Genomic DNA, 18,567 nt, shown 5'->3' on the forward strand with positions numbered 1-18,567 from the left:
CGTCGAGCTGGAGGATGGACCCTTGTCAGAGATCGACCCGACCGACCACGCGTTGGCGACCATCGCCAGCATCCTGGAGCATCCTGAACCCGTTCTCGTCGTGCGCGAGACCGAGACCGTGCGCGAGACCGAGACCGTCACCGTGACCGAAATGGTGGTTGCCGGTGAGCATGGGGTCGCCGACGAGCACCCTGTGGTCGATGAGCATCCGGTGGTCGAGGAGCAGCCGCTGGTGCCGGAGCACACCGATGCCGACGGCTACAGCAAGGTCGGCCCCGGGCCGATGGTGGCGATCCGTCTGAAATGGACGGTCCATCGCGGCGATGACGGCCAGTTCTACGTCCACGAGACCATCGGCGAGCAGTCGGTACCCGTGGTCAGCGGCCCGATGACCGGCGAAGCCGCGGTGCATTTCGTCGACGCGCATGAGGACGAGGCCCATCGGCGCTTCGAAGAGCTGCGCAGCGAGATCGCCGGCCGCAGCTCGCTCGCCGATTACGAGCGCAAGGGCGAAGCCTAGCGCGTTTTCGCGCGAAGTGGACGCCGGTTCGGCTTATCGTCGTCCGAGATAATCCTTCTTCACGAGCTCGACGCCTGCGTGCCGCAACAGGTCGTAGGCGGTCGTGACGTGAAAGAAGAACTGCGGCATGCTGAAGGTCAGCAGCAGCGTCCGCCCGGTGAAGGGCAACTCGGTCCCGTTCTTCAGCCTGAAGAAGACATTCCGTTCCGCCGCAGCATCGATCTCCGCGCGCGGCAGGCTTTCGATGAACTCGATGGACGTCGCGATGCGGGCCTGCAGTCCGGCCATGTCGTGCTCCAGCACCGGCAGCGTCACCGGCTCGCGCTCGGCCAGCAAGGCCGCGGCAACCGTGGCATGGCGGCAGGCCTCGCCGATCTGTTGCGCCAGATCGTACATGTCGGGCGCGATGCGCATGCCGAGCAGGACGGCCGGATTGAACTTCCGGGCTTCGGCATAGGCAACGCCCTTGTCGAGCAGTGCGGACAGGTTGCGCAAGTAAGGCACGAAGACGCCGACCGAGGCGTCATACATCGAGATCGTCACTTCAAAATTCCCTTCACTTCCGCCTCGCCAGCCACGGGCATCTGGTCTAAATCCAACCCTCGAGAGCTGCACAATGACAGCTTGGGCATGGGTGGAAAAGAGATGATCGTTCGAATGACCATTCGAATTCTGGCGACTTTGGCCGTGGTGCTGCTGGCAAACCTTTCGGCGCAGGCACAGCAGGCGGCGCCGTCCCGCCTCGACGAGATCGTCAAGCGCGGCACTTTGCGCGTCGGAATGACCGGCGACTACAAGCCCTTCACCTATCTCGACAAGACGACGCAGCAGTTCAACGGCTTCGATGTCGACATGGCGGAGGCGCTCGGCAAGGCGCTGGGCGTCAAGGTCGAATTCGTGCCGACGGCGTGGCCGAAGCTGATGAAGGATTTCGAGGCCGATCAGTTTGACATCGCCATGGGCGGCGTCTCGGTCACGCTGGACCGGCAGAAGAAGGGCTTCTTCTCGACGCCGATCATGCGCGAGGGCAAGACGCCGATCGCGCGCTGTGCCGACGTCGGCAAATACCAGAGCATCACCGACATCGACAAGAAGGGCACCCGCGTGATCGTCAATCCCGGCGGCACCAACGAGCGCTTCGCACGTGCCAACATCAAGGACGCCGACATCACCGTCTTCCCGGACAATACCGTGATCTTCGACGAGATCGCCAAGGGCAATGCAGACCTGATGATGACGGATGCCTCCGAGACGCGCTACCAGCAGAAGCAGCATCAAGGCGTGCTCTGCGCGGTGCATCCCGACAAGCCGTTCGACTTCTCAGAGAAGGCGTATTGGCTCCAGCGCGACATGGCGCTGAAGGCGTTCGTCGACCAATGGCTGCACATTTCCATGCAGGACGGCAGCTACAAGAAGATCTACGCCGCCTGGTTCGACTAGGACCGCGTCCTCCTGTCGCTTGCCCCGGCCAAACTTTGGACCGGCTCCGGTGTTATTGAACCCGAAACGCAGAAAGCACGACTCATACGGTGACAGTGATCTAGATCACTTTTTGCGATCGGACCGGGGCGTAAGCGTCGGTGCGGGGACCACCTGTTTCAGGAGATGCGAAATGAGGAAGCTGTTGGCCACGGCCGCATTCCTTTTGGCGAGCACCGCTGCGCAGGCGCAGTACACCTTCGACTATGGCGGGCGTACCATCCGCATCGATCCCGATCGCGGCACGGTGCAAATCCCCGGCGTCTACGACAACACCGGCCAGGGCAAGGCGAAGAAGGCCAAGAACGATGCCAAGGGGGCTCCAAAAGCGGACCCGCAGGCACCGCAACAAGCCAAAGCTGACCCGCAGCCGCCGGCCTATCCGGCCCCGCCACCCGTCACGGCGGCTCCGGCTGCGGAGCAGGCACCTGCCCAAGCTCCCGTCCAAGCCCCCGTGGCCGTCGCGCCTCCTGCCCCGCCAGCGCCTCCGGCCACCACTGCGAACAACGCTCCGGCCGAAGACGCGCTTGTGCCGCCGCCTCAACCGGCCCCGAGTGTTGCCCCGACGGTGGCCGCAGTACCGCCCGCACCGCCGCCACCGCCCGCTCCGACCGTCGCAGCCGCGCCTCCGGCGCCATCTCCGCCTCCCGTCCCGGCGCCTGCGCCCGCCCCCGTTCAGTCGGCCGCCGTCGCGCCGCCGGCTCCCGCAACCGCGCCCACGCGCGACCTCAATTCACCGCTCGGCGTCTGGCTCACCGAGGAGAAGGAAGGCAAGGTCCGGATCGAGCAATGCGGCAGCAATCTCTGCGGCTACTCGGTCGATTCGAAATCGAACCAGAATGGCGAGCAGGTTCTGATCAACATGAAGCCCGGCAAGGATCAGAACAGGGACCAGAAATGGTCCGGTCGCATCCTCGATCCGAACTCCGGCTCGACCTACGATTCAACCATCGCGCTGAAGGGCACCGATCGCCTGCGCGTGCAGGGCTGCGCCTTCGGCGGCATGTTCTGCGGCGGCCAGACCTGGACGCGTGTGAACTGACTTCGGGGCGACACTCTGACCGACACAAGGGGACCCGCAGCGCGGGTCCCCTTTGCTTTTGCCGCCAAATCGATTGCGACGTGCGCGACATCACAGAGCCCGTCGCGCGCGTGACAGCCCTCACATCGCCGGTTCCGCGTCCGTGACACGATGCCCGCATGATCAACCCCAGGGGCGTGTCATGAACGGATTTCGCAAGGCTCTCTTCGCCACCATCATCGTCATCGCGTTGCCGGCCGCCCAGGCCAGCGCCAGCACTTTCGACGGTGCATGGAATGTCCGCATCTCGTCGTCGAGCGAGACCTGCGGTAACGGCTCGACCGTCGCGATCGGCATCAACAACGGTCAGATCGCCTCGAGCAGCGCCATGGTGACGGCGTCAGGCCGCGTTGCGGATGCCGGCAGCATCAACGTCACCTTGAGCACCGGCATCAAGCGCGCCGTCGGCTTCGGCCGGCTCAGCGGCACCTCGGGCTCCGGCACCTGGCGCGGCAGCATGTGCACGGGCACGTGGACGGCGGAGCGGATGTAGGGTGCCGTGTCCCGGACGAACAGCGACGCAAAGCGTCGCTGCGCAAAGCCGGGTCACGCAAACTAGCCGACCGCCGCGCCGTATTCCGCGTCGGTCACCGGATCCAACCAGTTCGAGAACACACCATCGAGCGCTTCCTGCATGGCGATGTGGGTCATGCCGTTGGTCGGCGACCCGCCGTGCCAGTGCAGCTCGCCCGGTGGAATCCAGACGGTGTCGCCGGGACGGATTTCGATGACAGGGCCGCCCTTGGTCTGGACCCGGCCAACCCCCGAAATCACATAGAGCGTCTGCCCGAGCGGATGGTGATGCCAGTTGGTGCGCGCGCCCGGCTCGAACGAGACGCGCGAGCAGTTCAGCCGCGCCGGCGCGGGCGCCATGATCACGGGGTCCTGCCACACGGTGCCGGTGAAGTGTTCCCCGGGCGCACGGCGTGTCGGCCGCGTGCCTGCTACAGTGATCTCCATTGGATTTACCTCGTTTCCTTCCCGATTACTTCTTGCTTGCGGCGTAGCGCGCCTTGGTCTCGGCGTTCATGGGATAGAGGCCCGGAAGCACCGCGCCGTTGTTCACCTCGTTGACGATCCAGGCTTCCATCCGCTCCTGCTCGACGCCCTCATTGAGCACGTGCTCGAGCATCACCTGCGGGATCAGCACGCAGCCGTCCTGGTCGGCGACAACGATGTCGTTCGGGAACACCGCAACGCCGCCGCAGCCGATCGGCTCCCCCCAGCCGACGAAGGTCAGGCCGGCAACCGACGGCGGCGCGGCATAGCCGTCGCACCAGACCGGCAAGTTGGTGCCGAGCACGCCCTCGACGTCACGCACGACACCGTCGGTGACGAGTGCGGTGACGCCGCGCTTCATCATGCGCGCGCACAGGATGTCGCCGAAGATGCCGGCGTCGGTGATGCCCATCGCGTCGACCACGGCGATGCAGCCCTCCGGCATCGCCTCGATCGCGGTGCGGGTCGAGATCGGCGACGACCAGGATTCCGGCGTCGCCAGATCCTCCCGCGCCGGCACGAAGCGCAGCGTGAAGGCCGGTCCCACCAGGCGCGGCAGACCCGGGCGCAGCGGACGCGCGCCGCGCATCCAGATGTTGCGCAGGCCCTTCTTCAGCAGGACCGTGGTGATGGTGGCAGTGGTGATGCCGGCGAGGGTCTTGCGGGCTTCGGGGGACAGCGACATGGAAACAGACGAGCTCCGGATGGGCGGGAAAGAACGCGCGCATCTTGCGGGGTGCGGGCCTTGCGTCAAGGGCCAAGAGGATACCAATCATGCAGGGCCGCAGCGCAGTTATGCGTCGCGATAACAAGGCTTTATCGCCTCCCCCTGCATTAATTTATTGGACTTGCGGGCGCATTTACGCGAAGCAGGAACGAGCGGAGCTCAAGGCCGAGCCCGCGTAGCTCCAGAAGCCCGATTTCGACAGCCCATGTCCGCGACGCTTCCCCCGCCCCGCCTTCTGCCCAGTGGCGACAGCGCCGTCACGGTCGAGTTCAGCCGTACCATCGACGACGACGCCAACCAGCGCGTGCTGGCGCTCGACAAGGCGCTCGCGGCAAGCTCGATCGATGCCATCACCGAGTCCGTGCCGACCTATCGCTCGCTGCTGGTGCATTACGATCCCGGCAAGATCGGCTTCGACGCACTTGGCGAAAAGCTGCTCGCGCTCGCCAGCCAACCGCTGCCGCCAGCCACTAAGGCGCGCCGCTGGCGTATTCCCGTCGCCTATGGCGGCGAGCACGGCATCGACCTCGAGGACGTCGCGAAGGCGCTGAACACCACAGCCGACGACATCGTCGCGCGTCACGTCGCCGGCGACTACAAGGTTGCCATGATCGGCTTTACACCGGGCTGGTCCTATCTCAGCGGCCTCGACAAATCCCTGCAGATGTCGCGGCGGCAGAATCCGCGGCTGCTGACGCCTGCCGGCACGATCTCGATCGGCGGCATCCAGGCCGGAATCCAGTGCCTGGCAGCGCCGAGCGGCTGGCACCTGCTCGGCCGCACACCGGTACGGACCTATCAGCTCCACCGCAATCCGACCTTCCTCACCGAACCCGGCGATCGCGTGACGTTTTTCGCCATCGACCACAAGACGTTCGAGGAACAGGACTGCGCCGCCGAGGCCGGCGAGATCATTGCCGAGCAGGTGGTCGCATGAGCCGGCTCGTGATCGCCAGCATCGGGCCAGCAAGCTCGGTCCAGGACGGCGGACGCCATGGCGCGCAACGCTATGGCCTGACGGTCAGCGGAGCGATGGACCGCCTGTCGCTCGCGGCGGCGAACACGCTTATCGGCAACGAACCATTCGCAGCCGTTGTCGAGGTCGGCCCGTTCGGCGCCGCCTTCACCGCGCGCGACGGTGCCGTGCGCGTCGCGGTTTCAGGCGCGCCGCGCAATGCGGACGTCGCGGGAAGTCCGGTCGCCATGGAAACATCGGTGACGTTGAAGGACGGCGAGACGCTGACGCTGGGCTTTGCCCGCGGCGGCGCGTTCACTTATCTGGCGATCGAAGGCGGGATCAAGGGCGAGCCGGTGTTCGGCAGTCTCGCGGTCAACGCCCGTGCCGGGCTCGGCAGCCCCTACCCGCGCCCGCTGCAGGCCGGCGACGAGTTCACCGTCGATGCCGCAAGCGGTGCACCGGAACTGCGCATCGAATTGCCGAAGCCATCGAACGGTCCGATCCGCGTCTTGCTGGGACCGCAGGACGACGAGTTCGACGACGCCAACAAGGCGCTATTCCTCGACAGCGAGTGGAAGATCTCGGCGACCTCCGACCGCATGGGCTACCGGCTGGAAGGCCCCGCGATCAAGCATCTGCATGGCCACAACATCGTCTCCGATGGCACCGTCAACGGCAGCATCCAGGTGCCCGGCAACGGCGCGCCGATCGCGCTGATGATGGATCGCGGCACCTCCGGCGGCTATCCGAAGATCGCGACCGTGATCACGGCCGATGTCGGCCGTCTCGCGCAGACCTCGGCAGGAACGGCGTTCCGCTTCAAGGCGGTCAGCATGGCCGAGGCGCAGGACGAGGCAAGGAAATTTGCGCAGCTGATCCGCAACCTGCCCGATCGCCTGCGCGTCGCCGACACCGTCGCGCTCAACATCCAAGCGCTCAGCGATGCCAATGTCGCGGGCTATGCTGTCAGTGCCGTCGACGCCGGGACCTGGCAGGTTGCGGACGAGCCGTAAACGACAAGACGACCAGAGACGGAGAGCACCCCATGAAGACGATCGATCTCAATTGCGATCTCGGCGAAGGTTTTGGCGCGTGGGAGATGGGCAACGATGCCGCCATGATTGAGCTGGCGAGCTCGGTCAACGTCGCCTGCGGCTTCCACGCCGGCGACCCCGATATCATGCGCCGGACGGTCGAGCTGGCGAAAGCGCGCGGCGTCTCCGTCGGCGCGCATCCCGGCTATCGCGACCTGCACGGCTTCGGCCGCCATCCGATCGCGGGCCTGAAGGCCTCCGAGATCGAGAATCTCGTCGCCTACCAGATCGGCGCGTTGCAGGCGATCGCGACGGCGGCCGGCCACAAGGTGACGCATGTGAAGGCGCATGGTGCGCTCTCCAACGTCGCCTGCGAGGATGACATGACCGCGAAGGCGATCGCCGCCGGCATCAAGGCGGTCGATCCGAGCCTAATATTCGTCGTGCTCGCCAATTCGAAGCTGGTGAAGGCTGGCGAAGCCGCCAATCTGCCGATGGTGCACGAGGTGTTCGCCGACCGCGCCTATGAAGACGACGGCAATCTCGTCTCGCGCAAGAAGCCCGGTGCGGTGCTGCATGACGCCAAGGCGATCGCCGACCGCGTGGTGCGCATGGTGCAGGACGGCGCGGTGGTCTCGGTCACGGGCAAGGTCATTAAGATGCGCACCGACACGGTCTGCATCCACGGCGATACGCCCGGCGCCGTCGACATCGCGCGCGGCCTGCGGCAGGCGTTGAAAGATGCAGGGATCGAGGTCGCGCCGTTCAAGCGCGGGGCGTGAGGCTTGCTCGGTACCGTAGGGTGGGCAAAGCGAAGCGTGCCCACCAAAATCCATCCTGCTTGCTGAGAGATGGTGGGCACGGCGCAAGCGCGCCTTTGCCCACCCTACGAGAGCTGCGAAGACTCGTTAAAACGGGTGCACCGAGAGCGTGCCGAACACGATGGCGGCGATGACCGCGAAGGCGCTGTACATCGCAGCATGATGCACGCTCGCACCGGTCCGCCGCGAGAGCGAGCGCGCGTAGAAGTGCAGCCTGGCTTCCGCCGATAGTTCGCGCATGGTCGATCTCCAACGCCCCATTTGCGGGATTATGAGGGATCAACGGGGGTGGCGGGCAAGAGACCCGCGGAAATAGCGATGCGGGTTCTCTAAAAACCCTGCATCGCAGGAGCAAATTCTCCCCACCCCCAAGTTCCGAGAATCTTATTCGTTCAAATCCGAGCCAGTTGGAACCGGCCCGGACGACGGCAGGATGACAGCTAGTAGACGTCAGCCTGGAAGCGCCCCGTCTTCTTGAGCTCGGCGACAAAACTGACGGCTTCGTCAGTCGAACGCGCCCCGAACTGGGCGACGATATCGACCAGTGCACGCTCGACGTCCTTGGCCATGCGCTTGGCATCGCCGCAGATGTAGAGATGCGCCCCCTCGGCGAGCCACGTCCACAGCTCGCGGCCGACCTCGCGCATGCGGTCCTGCACGTAGAACTTCTTCTCGCCGTCGCGCGACCAGGCCAGCGACATGCGCGTGAGCAGGCCCGAGGTCTTCATCGCGTTGAGCTCCTCCTGGTAGAAGAAGTCGCAATCGCTGCGCTGATGGCCGAAGAACAGCCAGTTCTTGCCGGGCGCACCGGTCGCCTTGCGGTCGAACAGGAAGGCGCGGAACGGCGCAATGCCGGTGCCGGGGCCGATCATGATGATCGGCGTCTTCGGATCCTGCGGCAGGGCGAAATTGTGCGCCTTCTGCACATAGACCTTGAGCTTCTCGCCCTCGGCGATGCGCTCGCCGAGGAAGGTCGAGGCGACGCCGATGCGCTTGCGCTTGCCAATCACGTAGCGCACAGAATCGACCGTCAGCGACAGCCTTCCAGGCGTCGCATTGTGCGAGGACGAGATCGAATAGAGCCGCGGCTGCAGCGGCTCCAGCGCCTCGACGAAGGCTTCCGGATGCGGCCGCGTGCCCGAGAATTTCTGCAGCGCCGCCATGACGTCGAGCGTGGCGGCATCGCCATCGGGATCCTCGCCCTGCGCCAGTGCCCGCGCCCTCTCGCGCTGCGCGCCGCCGGTGATGAAGGAGAGCAGCTCGAACAGCGTGTCGGGCGCCGGCGACAGCGAGACGTCGTCGATCAGCACCTCGCGCAGCGTCTTGCCATTGACCTTGGTGGTGTGGGACGCGCCAAGCAAGGCGATGACCTGGTCGACGAGACCGAGCTCGTTGCGCGCGAACACGCCAAAACTGTCACCGACGACATAGTCGAGCTTGCTGTCGGAAAGGTCGAACTCGACGTGATAGGTTTCCTTCTCCGACTTTCCCTTGTTGAGAAGACGGCGCGACAGGAAGGTCGCCGCCACGGGGTTGTCGCGCGAGCGGCCGGGCTCGGCGATCGTCACGGTCACGGCGGGGGCCGCCACCGCGTCGACCTTGTCGGACGCCTTGGCCCCCGGCGCCTTGTCCAGCTCTTCATGCAGCGACTTCAGCATCCGCGCGGTTTCCTTGCCGCCGGGGACGCAGAGGTTGAGCCGCGCTTCACTGCGGCTCGCGATGGCCTCCGAATAGTCGTGGCAATTGTAGCCGCATTGCCCGCAATCCTGCTGCGCCATGGCCGCCATCATCTTGCGCCGTACGGGACGGCCTTCGGCGAGCTTCATCCGATCGGCGATCGGCATGGTCTGGTCGTGCCACGGTGCTTCACCGTCGTCACCGTCACCAGCCTGCATGACGGCGGCGCCCTGCTCCGCCGACAGCGGCGTGGCCGCGTCAGGCGACAACAGCCCGGCAAAGAAGCCGTTCAGCCAGGAGCGTTGGGCGTCGGAGAACGGAGCGCTCGTGGGAATGATGTCGAGTTTGGGCGGAGGGCTGATCTGGTTCATGAGGACACCTCGGCATCGGCAAGCTTGCGCAGCGTCTCGCCGTCGTGGCGGCGCGCAAATGACAGGAAGGTCTCGTCGGGAGACGAGCGATGGGCGATATAGGCCTTGAGCAGCCCTTCGACCGTCTTCGGCGCGTCCTCGGCCTTGAGGTCGTGATAGACTTCCTGCCCGACGTCGGCGTCAGGACCGAACCCGCCGCCGGTGAAGAGATGATAACCCTCCACCGTGTCCTCCTCGTTGACAGGCACGCGCGCCCCGATCAGGCCGATGTCGCTGATGTAATGCTGGGCACAGGAATGGTGGCAGCCGGTAACGTGGATGTTGACCGGCTTGTCCATCTCGACGCGCGGCTCGCACCAGTCGCCGATCTCGGCAGCGTGGCGCTTGGTGTTGGAGGCGGCAAAGCGGCAACCGGCATTGCCAGTGCAGGCGATCAGGCCGGCGCGGATATGCGACGCCTCGACCGCGAGCCCGATCTGCTTGATCGCCGCAATGGCAAGCTCGACATTCTCGTCACGCACCCCTGATATCAGCAGGTTCTGCCAGACGGTCAGACGGATCTCGCCGTCGCCGAGGTCCCGCGCCACCTTGGCGAGGCCCCTCATCTGATCGCAGCTGATCTTGCCGAGCGTCAGCGACACGCCGATCCAGTTCAGGCCGTCCTGCTTCTGCCTGTGCACGCCGATATGCGCCATGCGGTCCGCGGCCGGCCGTGGCGCAAACGCCTCTTCCGGCACGCGCGTAAATGGTGTCTTCAGCCGCTCTTCGACGATCTTGAGAAAGCCATCATGGCCCATGGCGTCGAGCACGTATTTCAGCCGCGCCTTGTTGCGGTTGGTGCGGTCGCCGTGCTCGATGAAGACGCGCACGATGGCGTCGGCAACAGCGGTCGCCTGCTCCGGCTTGACGATGATGCCGGAGTACCTTGCGAAATCCTTGTGACCGGTGATGCCGCCGAGGCCGAGGCGGAACCAGATCCCGGGCTCGACGCCGAAGCCGTCCTTCACCTCATACGCCGTGAAAGCGATGTCGTTGGTCTCTTCGAGCACGGCGATCCTGCCGGCACCGTCGAAGGCGACGTTGAACTTGCGCGGCAGGCCATACAGCGAGCGATCATTCAGGATGTGGTAGTGCCACTCGCGCGCATAAGGGCGCGTGTCGATCAGCTCCTGCGGATCGATGCCCGCCGTCGGCGTTCCCGTCACGTTGCGGATGTTGTCGGCGCCGGAGCCGCGCGAGCACAGGCCGAGGTCCTGAATGCCCTCGATCAGCTTTACGGCGTTCTTCGGCGGGATCTCGCGAAGCTGCAGGTTGGCGCGCGTCGTGACGTGGCTATAAGGCCCGCACGTTTCATCGGTGAGATCGGCAAGGCCGGACAGCTGCCAGTGCTTCATGATGCCGTTCGGAATGCGCAGACGGCACATGTAGGAGTCCTGCGTCGGCGCGACGTAGAAGATGCCGTAATAGCGCCAGCGGAAATTGTCCGCCGGGCTCGGCGGCGTATTGTCGAGCGCCTGCTGACGAAGACGCGGATACGCGTCGAAGGGATGCTCGTCGCGCTTGACCTTCTCCTGGTCGGCGAGCTTCTTGCCCGCGGCGATGACCTTGTCCTGCGCCTTGATGTGCACGGCATCGGGACCGGTCGGCTCCGCGTTCGCCTTGCCGGCGCCGCCGCCGAGACCGCGACCGACGCGACTGATCTGCAGACCGGTCGTGAAGCCTTCGAGGTAGCGTTTCTGGTCGTCGGTAAAGTCGACTGAGACGGTGTCGATTTTCATGGTCAGTAACGAAGCTCCTGCGGCCACCGGGGTGGTATCGACGGAAAGTGCACGACCCGCGAGGAGCTCGGCTGGCTCGATAGCCGGCTGTGCGCCCAACGGTCCGATCAGCTTCGTTGCTGGGGACTTGGCTCAGTAGGCATCTGTGACAGGCTGGCCGCACTGCAACATTCAAGTTGCGTGCCAGCTTCGGCGAAATGAAAATGTGTGGGGTATCAGGCGCGTAAGGCCGCCCGTGGGAACTCCGGCCTCTGGAACTCTTATGAAATTCGAGCAGGCGGCCTAAAATTTAGACTCGGATCTCCAGCGCTCAAAAACGATGCAGACCCGAATCACGCCCTCCAGCGGCCCACCTCGAAGGCTTCAAGATGCCCCCGAATATTGGCGGGATCGAAAGCGGGGCCGGCGAATGCGCCGAATGCCGCGGGGGCCTGGGCGGGCGGCCGGCGGCCGAGGGCGCCGTCGTAGAGATCGGGCCTGAACACGGCCATGGCCGTCTTGACCCCGTCGGGCGTCAGCGTCGTCTGCCCCCAGCGCACCATCTGCGCATAGAGCCAAGCAGCCTGGACCGGATCGGGGCGCCCTGCTTCCTCGCGTCCCACCAGAAGGTAGCTGCCGCTCTCGCGAAAGGTGCCGTCCGGCGAAATCTTGAGGCGTCCCGTGAGGGTGCGCTGGATGACTTCGGCATCGACGCCGATCCGCTCGGGCTGCGCCAGGATCCGCGCCGCTTCGGTCCGGTTTTCCGGATGCTCGATGAACTCGGCGGCTTTCACCGCCGCGCGCACCAGGCTGGCGACCACGTCCGGATTCTTGTCGGCCCAGACCTGGCGGAGCGCCAGCACCTTCTCCGCCGCATGGGCCAGGATGTCGGAGACGAAATGCAGGATGTGGCCGATCCCGAGATCGACCGCGATCGAATTCCAGGGCGCGCCGACGCAGAACGCATCGACATGACCATTGGCGAGGCTGTCGACCATATAGGGCGGCGGCAGCACCACCAGCCGCACGTCCTCGTCGGGATCGACTCCGGCCGCCGCCATCCAGAATCGCAATTGATAATTGTGGGTCGAGAACGGGAAGGTCATGCCGAAGGTTAACGGATCGGCTCCCGCCCTGCGCCTCTTGGCGACCACACGCGCCAACGCTTTTGCCGTGGCGAGCGGATCGAAGCGGTCGCCGTCGATCTCCTCCATCAGCGCGGCATGAAGCGTCGGCGACACCGTGATCGCATTGCCGTTGATGCCGAGATTGAAGGGCGCCGCGATCGGCACCTTCACGTGGCCGAGACCGAGCGAGGACGCAATCGCGACGGGCGCGAGCAGATGCGCGGCGTCGAACAAGCCGATATTGAGCTTGTCGCGGACGTTGGACCAGGAGACCTCGCGGACCAGTTCGACCTCGAGCCCTTCGGCCGCGGCAAATCCCTTGTCGACAGCAACGATCAGCGCTGCGGCATCGACCAGCGGAATGAACCCGATGCGGAGGGGAGCGGTCATTTCAGCATCTCCGACGCGGTGATGATCGACTGGGCGATCTCGCCGATTTTCTTCTTCTCGCGCATCGCGGTGGAGCGCAGCAGCACATAGGCCTCGTCCTCGGTGAGGCCTTTCACCTTCATCAGGATGCCCTTGGCCTTCTCGATGACCTTGCGATCCTCGAGCTGCGACTTGGTGCGCTCCAGTTCCTCCTGGAGTTTTGCGAAGGCATTGAAGCGCGAGACGCAGAGGTCGAGGATCGGCTTGATGCGCTCCTTCCTCAGCCCGTCGACGATATAGGCGGAGACCCCCGCCTCGACCGAAGCCTGGATCGAGGATGAATCGCTCTGGTCGACGAACATCGCGATCGGCCGCTTCACGGCGCGGCTGACCTGGAACATCGCTTCCAGCACGTCGCGGCTGGGGTTTTCCAGATCGATCAGGATGATGTCGGGATCGACCGCATAAATACGGGCGAGCAGGCTCTGCATCTCGCGGATATGGACGATCTGCGTGAATCCGGCCTCCCGCAACCCTTCCTCGAGGATCGCAGCCCGGATCGGGCTTTCGTCGACGATCACGATTTTGGGCGACTGTTCGGCGCTCATTGCTCACTCACCACCAGTGATTCATCCATAGCATGCCCGCAGGCCATGCAAAGGGTTGTAATTATGGGCAATTGGGACTAGCTCAACCCTGTCAATCAGGCAGATTTGGATATGGATCAGACGGCTGCGCCGAAGGTCAGCTTCGTGTCGCTCGGGTGCCCCAAGGCTTTGGTGGATTCCGAGCGCATCATCACGCGCCTGCGCGCCGAGGGCTACGAGCTTGCCCGCAAGCATGACGGGGCCGACATCGTCATCGTCAACACCTGCGGCTTCCTCGACAGCGCCAAGCAGGAATCGCTCTCGGCGATCGGCGAGGCCATGGCCGAGAACGGCAAGGTGATCGTCACCGGTTGCATGGGTGCGGAACCCGAGCAGATCGAGCAGGCCTATCCCGGCGTGCTCTCGATCACCGGCCCGCAGCAATATGAGAGCGTGCTGGACGCCGTGCATCGCGCGCTGCCGCCCGCCCACAATCCGCATCTCGATCTGGTGCCGCCGCAGGGCATCAAGCTGACGCCGCGGCACTACGCCTATTTGAAAATCTCCGAGGGTTGCAACAACCGCTGCACCTTCTGCATCATTCCAAAACTGCGTGGCGACCTCGTCTCACGTCCGGCCAACGACGTGCTGCGCGAGGCCGAGCGCCTGGTCGCTGCCGGCGTCAAGGAGCTGCTGGTGATCTCGCAGGACACATCGGCCTACGGCGTCGATCTCAAATACGCCGAAAGCCCGTGGAAGGATCGCCAGGTCCGCTCCAAGTTCATCGACCTTGCGCGCGAGCTCGGCGAGCTAGGGGCCTGGGTGCGGCTGCAATATGTCTACCCCTACCCGCATGTCGACGAGGTCATCGCGCTGATGAACGAGGGCAAGGTGCTGCCCTATCTCGACATCCCGTTCCAGCATGCGAGCCCCGAGGTGCTGAAGGCGATGAAGCGCCCGGCCGCGCAGGACAAGACGCTGGCGCGCATCAAGCGCTGGCGCGAGCAATGTCCCGATCTTGCTTTGCGCTCGACCTTCATCGTCGGCTTCCCCGGCGAAACCGATGCCGACTTCGCCTATCTGCTCGACTGGCTGGACGAAGCCGAGATCGATCGGCTCGGCTGCTTCAAATACGAGCCGGTCGCCGGCGCGACCGCGAACGCGATCGAGAACCCCGTGCCGGAAGAGATCAAGCAGGAGCGCTATAATGCGCTGATGGCGCGCCAGCAGAAGATCTCTGCGCGCAGGCTGAAGCGCAAGGTCGGCACGCGCCAGCAGATCATCATCGACGAGGTCGGCCCGACCGTCTCGAAGGGCCGCTCCAAGGCCGATGCGCCGGAGATCGACGGCGCCGTCTACCTGTCGAGCCGCCGCCCCTTGCGCGTCGGCGAGATCGTCACCGCCAAGATCGAGCGCGCCGACCAATACGACCTGCACGGCAGCGTCGCGGGATTCTGATCTTCGGCTGTCACGGCCGGTGCAGCCACGATCTCGCTGCAAGCTCTCCCGCAAGCGGGAGAGGTCGCGAGCCGCCGCTAAGCTACGGCAACATCACGCCCGCCGTTCGCTTCTCCCGACGCCTGCTGTTCGTCGCGTGCGGCGAACACTTCCTTGGCTGCGAACAGCCCGTTCAGCGCCGCCGGGAAGCCCGCATAGACGGCCATCTGCATGATGATCTCCACGATCTCGTCGCGAGAGAGCCCGACGTTCAGACCTGCCTCGAGATGGACTTTGAGCTGAGGCGCGGCATTTCCGAGCGCCGTCAGCGCGGCGATGGTCGCGATCTCTCGATCGCGCAGGCCAAGGTCCGGGCGGCAGTAAATGTCGCCGAACGGAAACTCGATCACGTATCGTGCGAAATCCGGAGCGATGTCTGCGAGTGAAGCGACGACCGCTTCACCAGCTCTGCCGTCAATGCGTGACAGGGCCCGCTGGCCGCGATCGAAGCGGCTTTCGTCTTGTGTTTGGGCGTGCGTCATTTTCCTTCGTCCTCTGTTCGTCGCTGGCATAGCCGGCGATCTTGGTATCAAGGACGAGCAGGCATTCCTGGAGTTCGGCAATCTGCGTGCGTACCTGTTCCCGGTGGACTTCCAGAATCTGCCGCCGGCTTGTGCCGGTAGCGTCGCCTTCATCCCGAAGCGCCGCGTAACGCAACATGTCCCGGATCGGCATTCCCGTGGTCTTGAGCCGCCCAAGGAATGCGATCCATGTGAGGATCGATGCGTCAAAGTCGCGCTGGCCGGAGCGATCCCGGTCGGCGTATGGAAGCAGCCCGATGCGCTCATAGTAACGCAGCGTGTGCGTCGACAGGCCGGTCCGTTTTGCGAGGTCGCCGATCTTCATGTGTGCCCGTTCTCGTACTGACGCACGTACAGATACCCCTTCGAGCGCGCTCTAAGTCAAGGGGGATCGAAGGTGCAAAGATTTCGGCGCGCCGGCTGGGCGGCAGCGTCGCGGCATTCCGAGCTTCAAGATCCCGCCAGCCATTTCGGCACCCAGCGCTCCGGCCGAGGCGCGCGGGCAAGATCAGCTTGCGCCTCGGACAGCTTCGCAGGCTCGCCGTCGATGGTCGGGCGCACATCGTATTCGAAGTTCGGCATGACACGGCCATCGGCATAGAGCCCGAATTTCATCGCGTACCACAGCCCGAGCTCGGGCTGCGCCTTCCGCATCTCCTCGCGCAGATCGCGCAGCAGGGATTCGATCGCGGCGGCTTCCTCGAACGGCTGCGGTCCGCGCGACAGGACGCGCGCCTGGTATTGCCTGCCGACGATCGCGATCTCGAAGCTCGTCTTGTCCCGGGGCTTCTTGCCCTTCGGCAGATGCGCGGCGAGGCGCCAGCCGAGTTCGGCCATCAAGCGATGATTGGCCCAATAGTCTTCGCGATCCCGGCTCCATTTTTCCATGAAGCCGCGAAAGTCGGGCAGCTCCGACGGATCGTCATCGGGCGCCACCATCTCCCCGCTCAGGCGTCCGGTGAGCCACTGCGCGAGCTCGACCGTCTGGCATTCGACCTCGTCGTGCGGCTTCAGATCGCTCCAAGCCTTGTCGAATTGTTGCGACGTCAGTTTTGCGAGCAGGCCATCGAGGCTCGGCGCCAGCAGCTCGTAATCACCCTCGGAGCCAAGCCCCACGATCGGCGGATTGTCGCGGTCGAGACCCGCGCCATACCAGCCGCCAACCGTAGAGCCATCCGGCAGCCGCATGAACAGCGAAAACCTGTCGCGCAAGGGACTGCCGTCGACAATCGGCGCGTGATCGGAAAACTGGCCTTGCAGCGAGAAGCAGCCGACGCTGCCCCAGGGCCGTCCCTTCAGCCAGCCGGCGAAGTCCAGCAACAGCGGCGGCGCCTCGATACCCGGCGGAAACGCGCCGCGAATGCTGTCGAGGTCGATCGGATAAGGCGTCTCGGACAAGGCTTAAAACTATCTGGTTGGTCCCGCCCTCTTGGTCTGAACCGTCATGCGTTCGGTTCGAACCAATTCGCGTCCTGTGATCACAAACGCGCTAGAGACGTAATGGTTTCCAGGCGCGCATCTTTCACCTGCCCATGCACGCTGCGCGTGTGTCTTGGAAAGCGCCCGCTTGACAAGCCCCGCCATTCGCATGTATGCCGCGCCCCATGATCAACGCTCGGACCCATCAGCGCACCGAAATGCTCCGCCGTCGCTTCCGCGACGATGAGAGGGTGCGCCATGTCCGACGACGCCGCTGAACCACTGAATTCAGCGTAAGTTTTCGAAAAGGCCGCACCCGCAAGGTGCGGCCTTTTTTTTGCTTTTCGCGCGCCCTTTCCACCCGCCTCCAGAGGAGTTCGACATGACCAACGCTACCCATCCGTACGACGCGTTGATGGACATCACCGCTCGGCCCAAGGCCGTGTTCGTCCGCGGCGCCGGCTCCTACCTCTGGGACGACAGCCGCAGGCGCTATCTCGATTTCGTGCAGGGCTGGGCCGTCAACTGCCTCGGCCACTCCCCGCCCGCGATCGCCGACGCGCTTGCCGCGCAGGCCAAGCGGCTGCTGACGCCAAGCCCGGCCTTCTACAACGAGCCCAGCCTGAAGCTCGCGCAGGCACTTGTCGCAAACAGCGCGTTCGATCAGGTGTTCTTTGCCAACTCGGGTGCGGAAGCCAATGAGGGCGCGATCAAGCTCGCGCGCAAATATGGCAGCATCCATAGAGGTGGCGCGTTCGAGATCATCAGCTTCGAAGGTGGCTTTCACGGCCGCACGCTGGCGACGATGTCGGCGTCAGGCAAGAAGGCCTTTGAACCGCTGTTCGAGCCGAAGGTCGCCGGCTTCAAGAAGGCGAAGCTCAACGACATCGCGTCGGTCGAAAAGCTGATCAACGACAACACCGTCGCTGTGATGCTCGAGCCGATCCAGGGTGAATCAGGCGTGTGGCCGGCGTCCGATCAGTTCTTGCAGGAATTGCGTGCCCTCACCGACGCGCACGGCCTCCTCTTGATCTTCGACGAGATCCAGACCGGCATGGGCCGGACCGGCAAGCTCTTCCACTACGAGCACACCGGCATCGCGCCCGACATCATGACGCTCGGCAAGGGCATCGGCGGCGGCGTGCCGCTCGCAGCCTTGCTCGCGACCGAACGCGCGGCCTGCTTCGAGCACGGCGACCAGGGCGGCACGTTCAACGGCAACCCGATCATGTGCGCGGCGGGGCTTGCGGTGCTCGACGAGGTCAGCAAGCCGGACTTCTTGAAGACGGCGACCGAAACCGGGCTGCTGCTCGAAAGCGAATTGCAGAAGGTCTCGGCGCGGCATGGGCTCGGCGAAGTGCGTGGCCGCGGCCTCCTGCTGGCGCTCGACCTCAAGCTGCCGATCGCGCCCGGCATCGTCGCGCAGGCGTTCGAGGCCGGCGTTCTCCTCAACGCGCCGCAGGTCGATACGCTGCGCTTCATGCCGGCGCTGAACGTCACGCGGGCCGAGATCGGCGAGATGATCGATTGTCTCGACGGGATCTTGACCAGGGCCGGCGCGGCACGGCGGGTGGCCTAAGCTCGTCATTGCGAGAAGCGCAGCGACGAAGCAATCCAGACTGC

General features: G+C 64.8%; 20 protein-coding genes. 9 read left to right on the forward strand and 11 right to left on the reverse strand.

The genetic code is table 11. The features are described 5' to 3' along the window. The first annotated feature begins 22 nt into the window (after positions 1-22). The gene (locus tag IVB47_RS14005; RefSeq protein ID WP_027566977.1) at positions 23-520 is read left to right on the forward strand and encodes a hypothetical protein; all 498 of its coding nucleotides are present in this window, start codon (positions 23-25) and stop codon (positions 518-520) included. Between the two features lie 33 nt (positions 521-553). Here IVB47_RS14005 and IVB47_RS14010 read toward each other — a convergent pair whose 3' ends face one another. After that, positions 554-1,051 (reverse strand): DUF1993 domain-containing protein, encoded by a 498-nt coding sequence (locus IVB47_RS14010; protein WP_247463161.1) that lies wholly within the window; start codon positions 1,049-1,051, stop codon positions 554-556. A 126-nt stretch (positions 1,052-1,177) separates the two neighbouring features. On the opposite strand from IVB47_RS14010, the gene IVB47_RS14015 reads away from it, so the two are divergent. The 3 genes from IVB47_RS14015 to IVB47_RS14025 all read left to right on the forward strand — a co-directional run bounded on the left by IVB47_RS14015 (position 1,178) and on the right by IVB47_RS14025 (position 3,573). Continuing rightward, entirely contained in the window at positions 1,178-1,960 is a 783-nt protein-coding gene (locus IVB47_RS14015) for a transporter substrate-binding domain-containing protein (RefSeq protein WP_247289952.1), read from the forward strand. Positions 1,961-2,132: 172 nt separating this feature from the next. Then, entirely contained in the window at positions 2,133-3,041 is a 909-nt protein-coding gene (locus tag IVB47_RS14020) for a DUF2147 domain-containing protein (RefSeq protein WP_247462184.1), read from the forward strand. Between the two features lie 181 nt (positions 3,042-3,222). Then, positions 3,223-3,573 (forward strand): hypothetical protein, encoded by a 351-nt coding sequence (locus IVB47_RS14025; RefSeq protein ID WP_007590916.1) that lies wholly within the window; start codon positions 3,223-3,225, stop codon positions 3,571-3,573. A gap of 62 nt (positions 3,574-3,635) precedes the next feature. On the opposite strand, the gene IVB47_RS14030 is transcribed toward IVB47_RS14025, so the two are convergent. Continuing rightward, positions 3,636-4,040, reverse strand: a complete 405-nt coding sequence (locus IVB47_RS14030; RefSeq protein WP_247462186.1) for a cupin domain-containing protein — start codon at positions 4,038-4,040, stop codon at positions 3,636-3,638. 25 nt (positions 4,041-4,065) lie between these two features. Then, entirely contained in the window at positions 4,066-4,764 is a 699-nt protein-coding gene (locus tag IVB47_RS14035; RefSeq protein WP_247462188.1) for a ribonuclease activity regulator RraA, read from the reverse strand. 247 nt (positions 4,765-5,011) lie between these two features. Between IVB47_RS14035 and pxpB the strand changes: the two genes are divergently transcribed. The 3 genes from pxpB to IVB47_RS14050 are packed head-to-tail and all read left to right on the forward strand — an operon-like array spanning position 5,012 to position 7,580. Then, the gene (gene pxpB, locus IVB47_RS14040; protein WP_247462191.1) at positions 5,012-5,743 is read left to right on the forward strand and encodes a 5-oxoprolinase subunit PxpB; all 732 of its coding nucleotides are present in this window, start codon (positions 5,012-5,014) and stop codon (positions 5,741-5,743) included. Further along, complete coding sequence (locus IVB47_RS14045) at positions 5,740-6,777, forward strand: biotin-dependent carboxyltransferase family protein (protein ID WP_247462193.1); 1,038 nt, start codon at positions 5,740-5,742, stop codon at positions 6,775-6,777. The genes pxpB and IVB47_RS14045 overlap by 4 nt, the downstream gene beginning before the upstream one ends. Positions 6,778-6,809: 32 nt before the next feature. Further along, on the forward strand, positions 6,810-7,580 hold the full coding sequence (locus IVB47_RS14050; RefSeq protein ID WP_018457913.1) for a 5-oxoprolinase subunit PxpA: 771 nt from the start codon (positions 6,810-6,812) through the stop codon (positions 7,578-7,580). Between the two features lie 126 nt (positions 7,581-7,706). Here IVB47_RS14050 and IVB47_RS14055 read toward each other — a convergent pair whose 3' ends face one another. The 5 genes from IVB47_RS14055 to IVB47_RS14075 form a co-directional block, all read right to left on the reverse strand. Further along, positions 7,707-7,859, reverse strand: a complete 153-nt coding sequence (locus IVB47_RS14055; RefSeq protein WP_007590908.1) for a hypothetical protein — start codon at positions 7,857-7,859, stop codon at positions 7,707-7,709. A 200-nt stretch (positions 7,860-8,059) separates the two neighbouring features. Further along, positions 8,060-9,667: a sulfite reductase subunit alpha gene (locus IVB47_RS14060; protein WP_247462195.1), complete on the reverse strand. Its 1,608-nt coding sequence runs from the start codon at positions 9,665-9,667 to the stop codon at positions 8,060-8,062. After that, a complete protein-coding gene (locus IVB47_RS14065) occupies positions 9,664-11,445 on the reverse strand; it encodes a NirA family protein (RefSeq protein WP_247462197.1) in 1,782 nt (593 codons plus the stop codon). Before IVB47_RS14065 ends, IVB47_RS14060 begins: the two co-directional genes overlap by 4 nt. 332 nt (positions 11,446-11,777) lie before the next feature. Beyond that, the gene (locus IVB47_RS14070) at positions 11,778-12,941 is read right to left on the reverse strand and encodes a CmpA/NrtA family ABC transporter substrate-binding protein (RefSeq protein WP_247462198.1); all 1,164 of its coding nucleotides are present in this window, start codon (positions 12,939-12,941) and stop codon (positions 11,778-11,780) included. Further along, positions 12,938-13,528 (reverse strand): ANTAR domain-containing protein, encoded by a 591-nt coding sequence (locus IVB47_RS14075; protein WP_007590901.1) that lies wholly within the window; start codon positions 13,526-13,528, stop codon positions 12,938-12,940. The genes IVB47_RS14070 and IVB47_RS14075 overlap by 4 nt, the downstream gene beginning before the upstream one ends. A 111-nt stretch (positions 13,529-13,639) precedes the next feature. On the opposite strand from IVB47_RS14075, the gene rimO reads away from it, so the two are divergent. Continuing rightward, complete coding sequence (gene rimO, locus IVB47_RS14080; RefSeq protein ID WP_247462200.1) at positions 13,640-14,965, forward strand: 30S ribosomal protein S12 methylthiotransferase RimO; 1,326 nt, start codon at positions 13,640-13,642, stop codon at positions 14,963-14,965. Positions 14,966-15,042: 77 nt separating this feature from the next. Here the strand turns inward: rimO and IVB47_RS14085 are convergent, their stop codons facing one another. The 3 genes from IVB47_RS14085 to IVB47_RS14095 all read right to left on the reverse strand — a co-directional run bounded on the left by IVB47_RS14085 (position 15,043) and on the right by IVB47_RS14095 (position 16,923). Further along, positions 15,043-15,486, reverse strand: coding sequence for a carboxymuconolactone decarboxylase family protein (locus IVB47_RS14085; protein WP_027566991.1), 444 nt, complete (start codon positions 15,484-15,486; stop codon positions 15,043-15,045). Next, the gene (locus IVB47_RS14090) at positions 15,419-15,850 is read right to left on the reverse strand and encodes a MerR family transcriptional regulator (RefSeq protein ID WP_027566992.1); all 432 of its coding nucleotides are present in this window, start codon (positions 15,848-15,850) and stop codon (positions 15,419-15,421) included. Before IVB47_RS14090 ends, IVB47_RS14085 begins: the two co-directional genes overlap by 68 nt. A 125-nt stretch (positions 15,851-15,975) precedes the next feature. Further along, positions 15,976-16,923 carry a hypothetical protein gene (locus IVB47_RS14095; protein WP_247462202.1) on the reverse strand — a complete coding sequence of 316 codons (948 nt, stop codon included), beginning with the start codon at positions 16,921-16,923 and terminating at the stop codon, positions 15,976-15,978. 403 nt (positions 16,924-17,326) lie between these two features. On the opposite strand from IVB47_RS14095, the gene IVB47_RS14100 reads away from it, so the two are divergent. After that, a complete protein-coding gene (locus IVB47_RS14100) occupies positions 17,327-18,523 on the forward strand; it encodes an acetylornithine transaminase (RefSeq protein WP_247462203.1) in 1,197 nt (398 codons plus the stop codon). Positions 18,524-18,567 lie beyond the last annotated feature (44 nt).

Origin of the sequence: Bradyrhizobium sp. 62 (assembly GCF_023073035.1) — a bacterium.
Lineage (GTDB): Bacteria > Pseudomonadota > Alphaproteobacteria > Rhizobiales > Xanthobacteraceae > Bradyrhizobium.

What these genes read in the sequence shown, in the direction of transcription:
- IVB47_RS14010 (WP_247463161.1), bottom strand. Translation starts at nt 1,051, where the DNA reads ATGTATGACGCCTCGGTCGGCGTCTTCGTGCCTTACTTGCGCAACCTG.
- IVB47_RS14015 (WP_247289952.1), top strand. Translation starts at nt 1,178, where the DNA reads ATGACCATTCGAATTCTGGCGACTTTGGCCGTGGTGCTGCTGGCAAAC.
- IVB47_RS14020 (WP_247462184.1), top strand. Translation starts at nt 2,133, where the DNA reads ATGAGGAAGCTGTTGGCCACGGCCGCATTCCTTTTGGCGAGCACCGCT.
- IVB47_RS14025 (WP_007590916.1), top strand. Translation starts at nt 3,223, where the DNA reads ATGAACGGATTTCGCAAGGCTCTCTTCGCCACCATCATCGTCATCGCG.
- IVB47_RS14030 (WP_247462186.1), bottom strand. Translation starts at nt 4,040, where the DNA reads ATGGAGATCACTGTAGCAGGCACGCGGCCGACACGCCGTGCGCCCGGG.
- IVB47_RS14035 (WP_247462188.1), bottom strand. Translation starts at nt 4,764, where the DNA reads ATGTCGCTGTCCCCCGAAGCCCGCAAGACCCTCGCCGGCATCACCACT.
- pxpB (WP_247462191.1), top strand. Translation starts at nt 5,012, where the DNA reads ATGTCCGCGACGCTTCCCCCGCCCCGCCTTCTGCCCAGTGGCGACAGC.
- IVB47_RS14045 (WP_247462193.1), top strand. Translation starts at nt 5,740, where the DNA reads ATGAGCCGGCTCGTGATCGCCAGCATCGGGCCAGCAAGCTCGGTCCAG.
- IVB47_RS14050 (WP_018457913.1), top strand. Translation starts at nt 6,810, where the DNA reads ATGAAGACGATCGATCTCAATTGCGATCTCGGCGAAGGTTTTGGCGCG.
- IVB47_RS14055 (WP_007590908.1), bottom strand. Translation starts at nt 7,859, where the DNA reads ATGCGCGAACTATCGGCGGAAGCCAGGCTGCACTTCTACGCGCGCTCG.
- IVB47_RS14060 (WP_247462195.1), bottom strand. Translation starts at nt 9,667, where the DNA reads ATGAACCAGATCAGCCCTCCGCCCAAACTCGACATCATTCCCACGAGC.
- IVB47_RS14065 (WP_247462197.1), bottom strand. Translation starts at nt 11,445, where the DNA reads ATGAAAATCGACACCGTCTCAGTCGACTTTACCGACGACCAGAAACGC.
- IVB47_RS14070 (WP_247462198.1), bottom strand. Translation starts at nt 12,941, where the DNA reads ATGACCGCTCCCCTCCGCATCGGGTTCATTCCGCTGGTCGATGCCGCA.
- IVB47_RS14075 (WP_007590901.1), bottom strand. Translation starts at nt 13,528, where the DNA reads ATGAGCGCCGAACAGTCGCCCAAAATCGTGATCGTCGACGAAAGCCCG.
- rimO (WP_247462200.1), top strand. Translation starts at nt 13,640, where the DNA reads ATGGATCAGACGGCTGCGCCGAAGGTCAGCTTCGTGTCGCTCGGGTGC.
- IVB47_RS14085 (WP_027566991.1), bottom strand. Translation starts at nt 15,486, where the DNA reads ATGACGCACGCCCAAACACAAGACGAAAGCCGCTTCGATCGCGGCCAG.
- IVB47_RS14090 (WP_027566992.1), bottom strand. Translation starts at nt 15,850, where the DNA reads ATGAAGATCGGCGACCTCGCAAAACGGACCGGCCTGTCGACGCACACG.
- IVB47_RS14100 (WP_247462203.1), top strand. Translation starts at nt 17,327, where the DNA reads ATGACCAACGCTACCCATCCGTACGACGCGTTGATGGACATCACCGCT.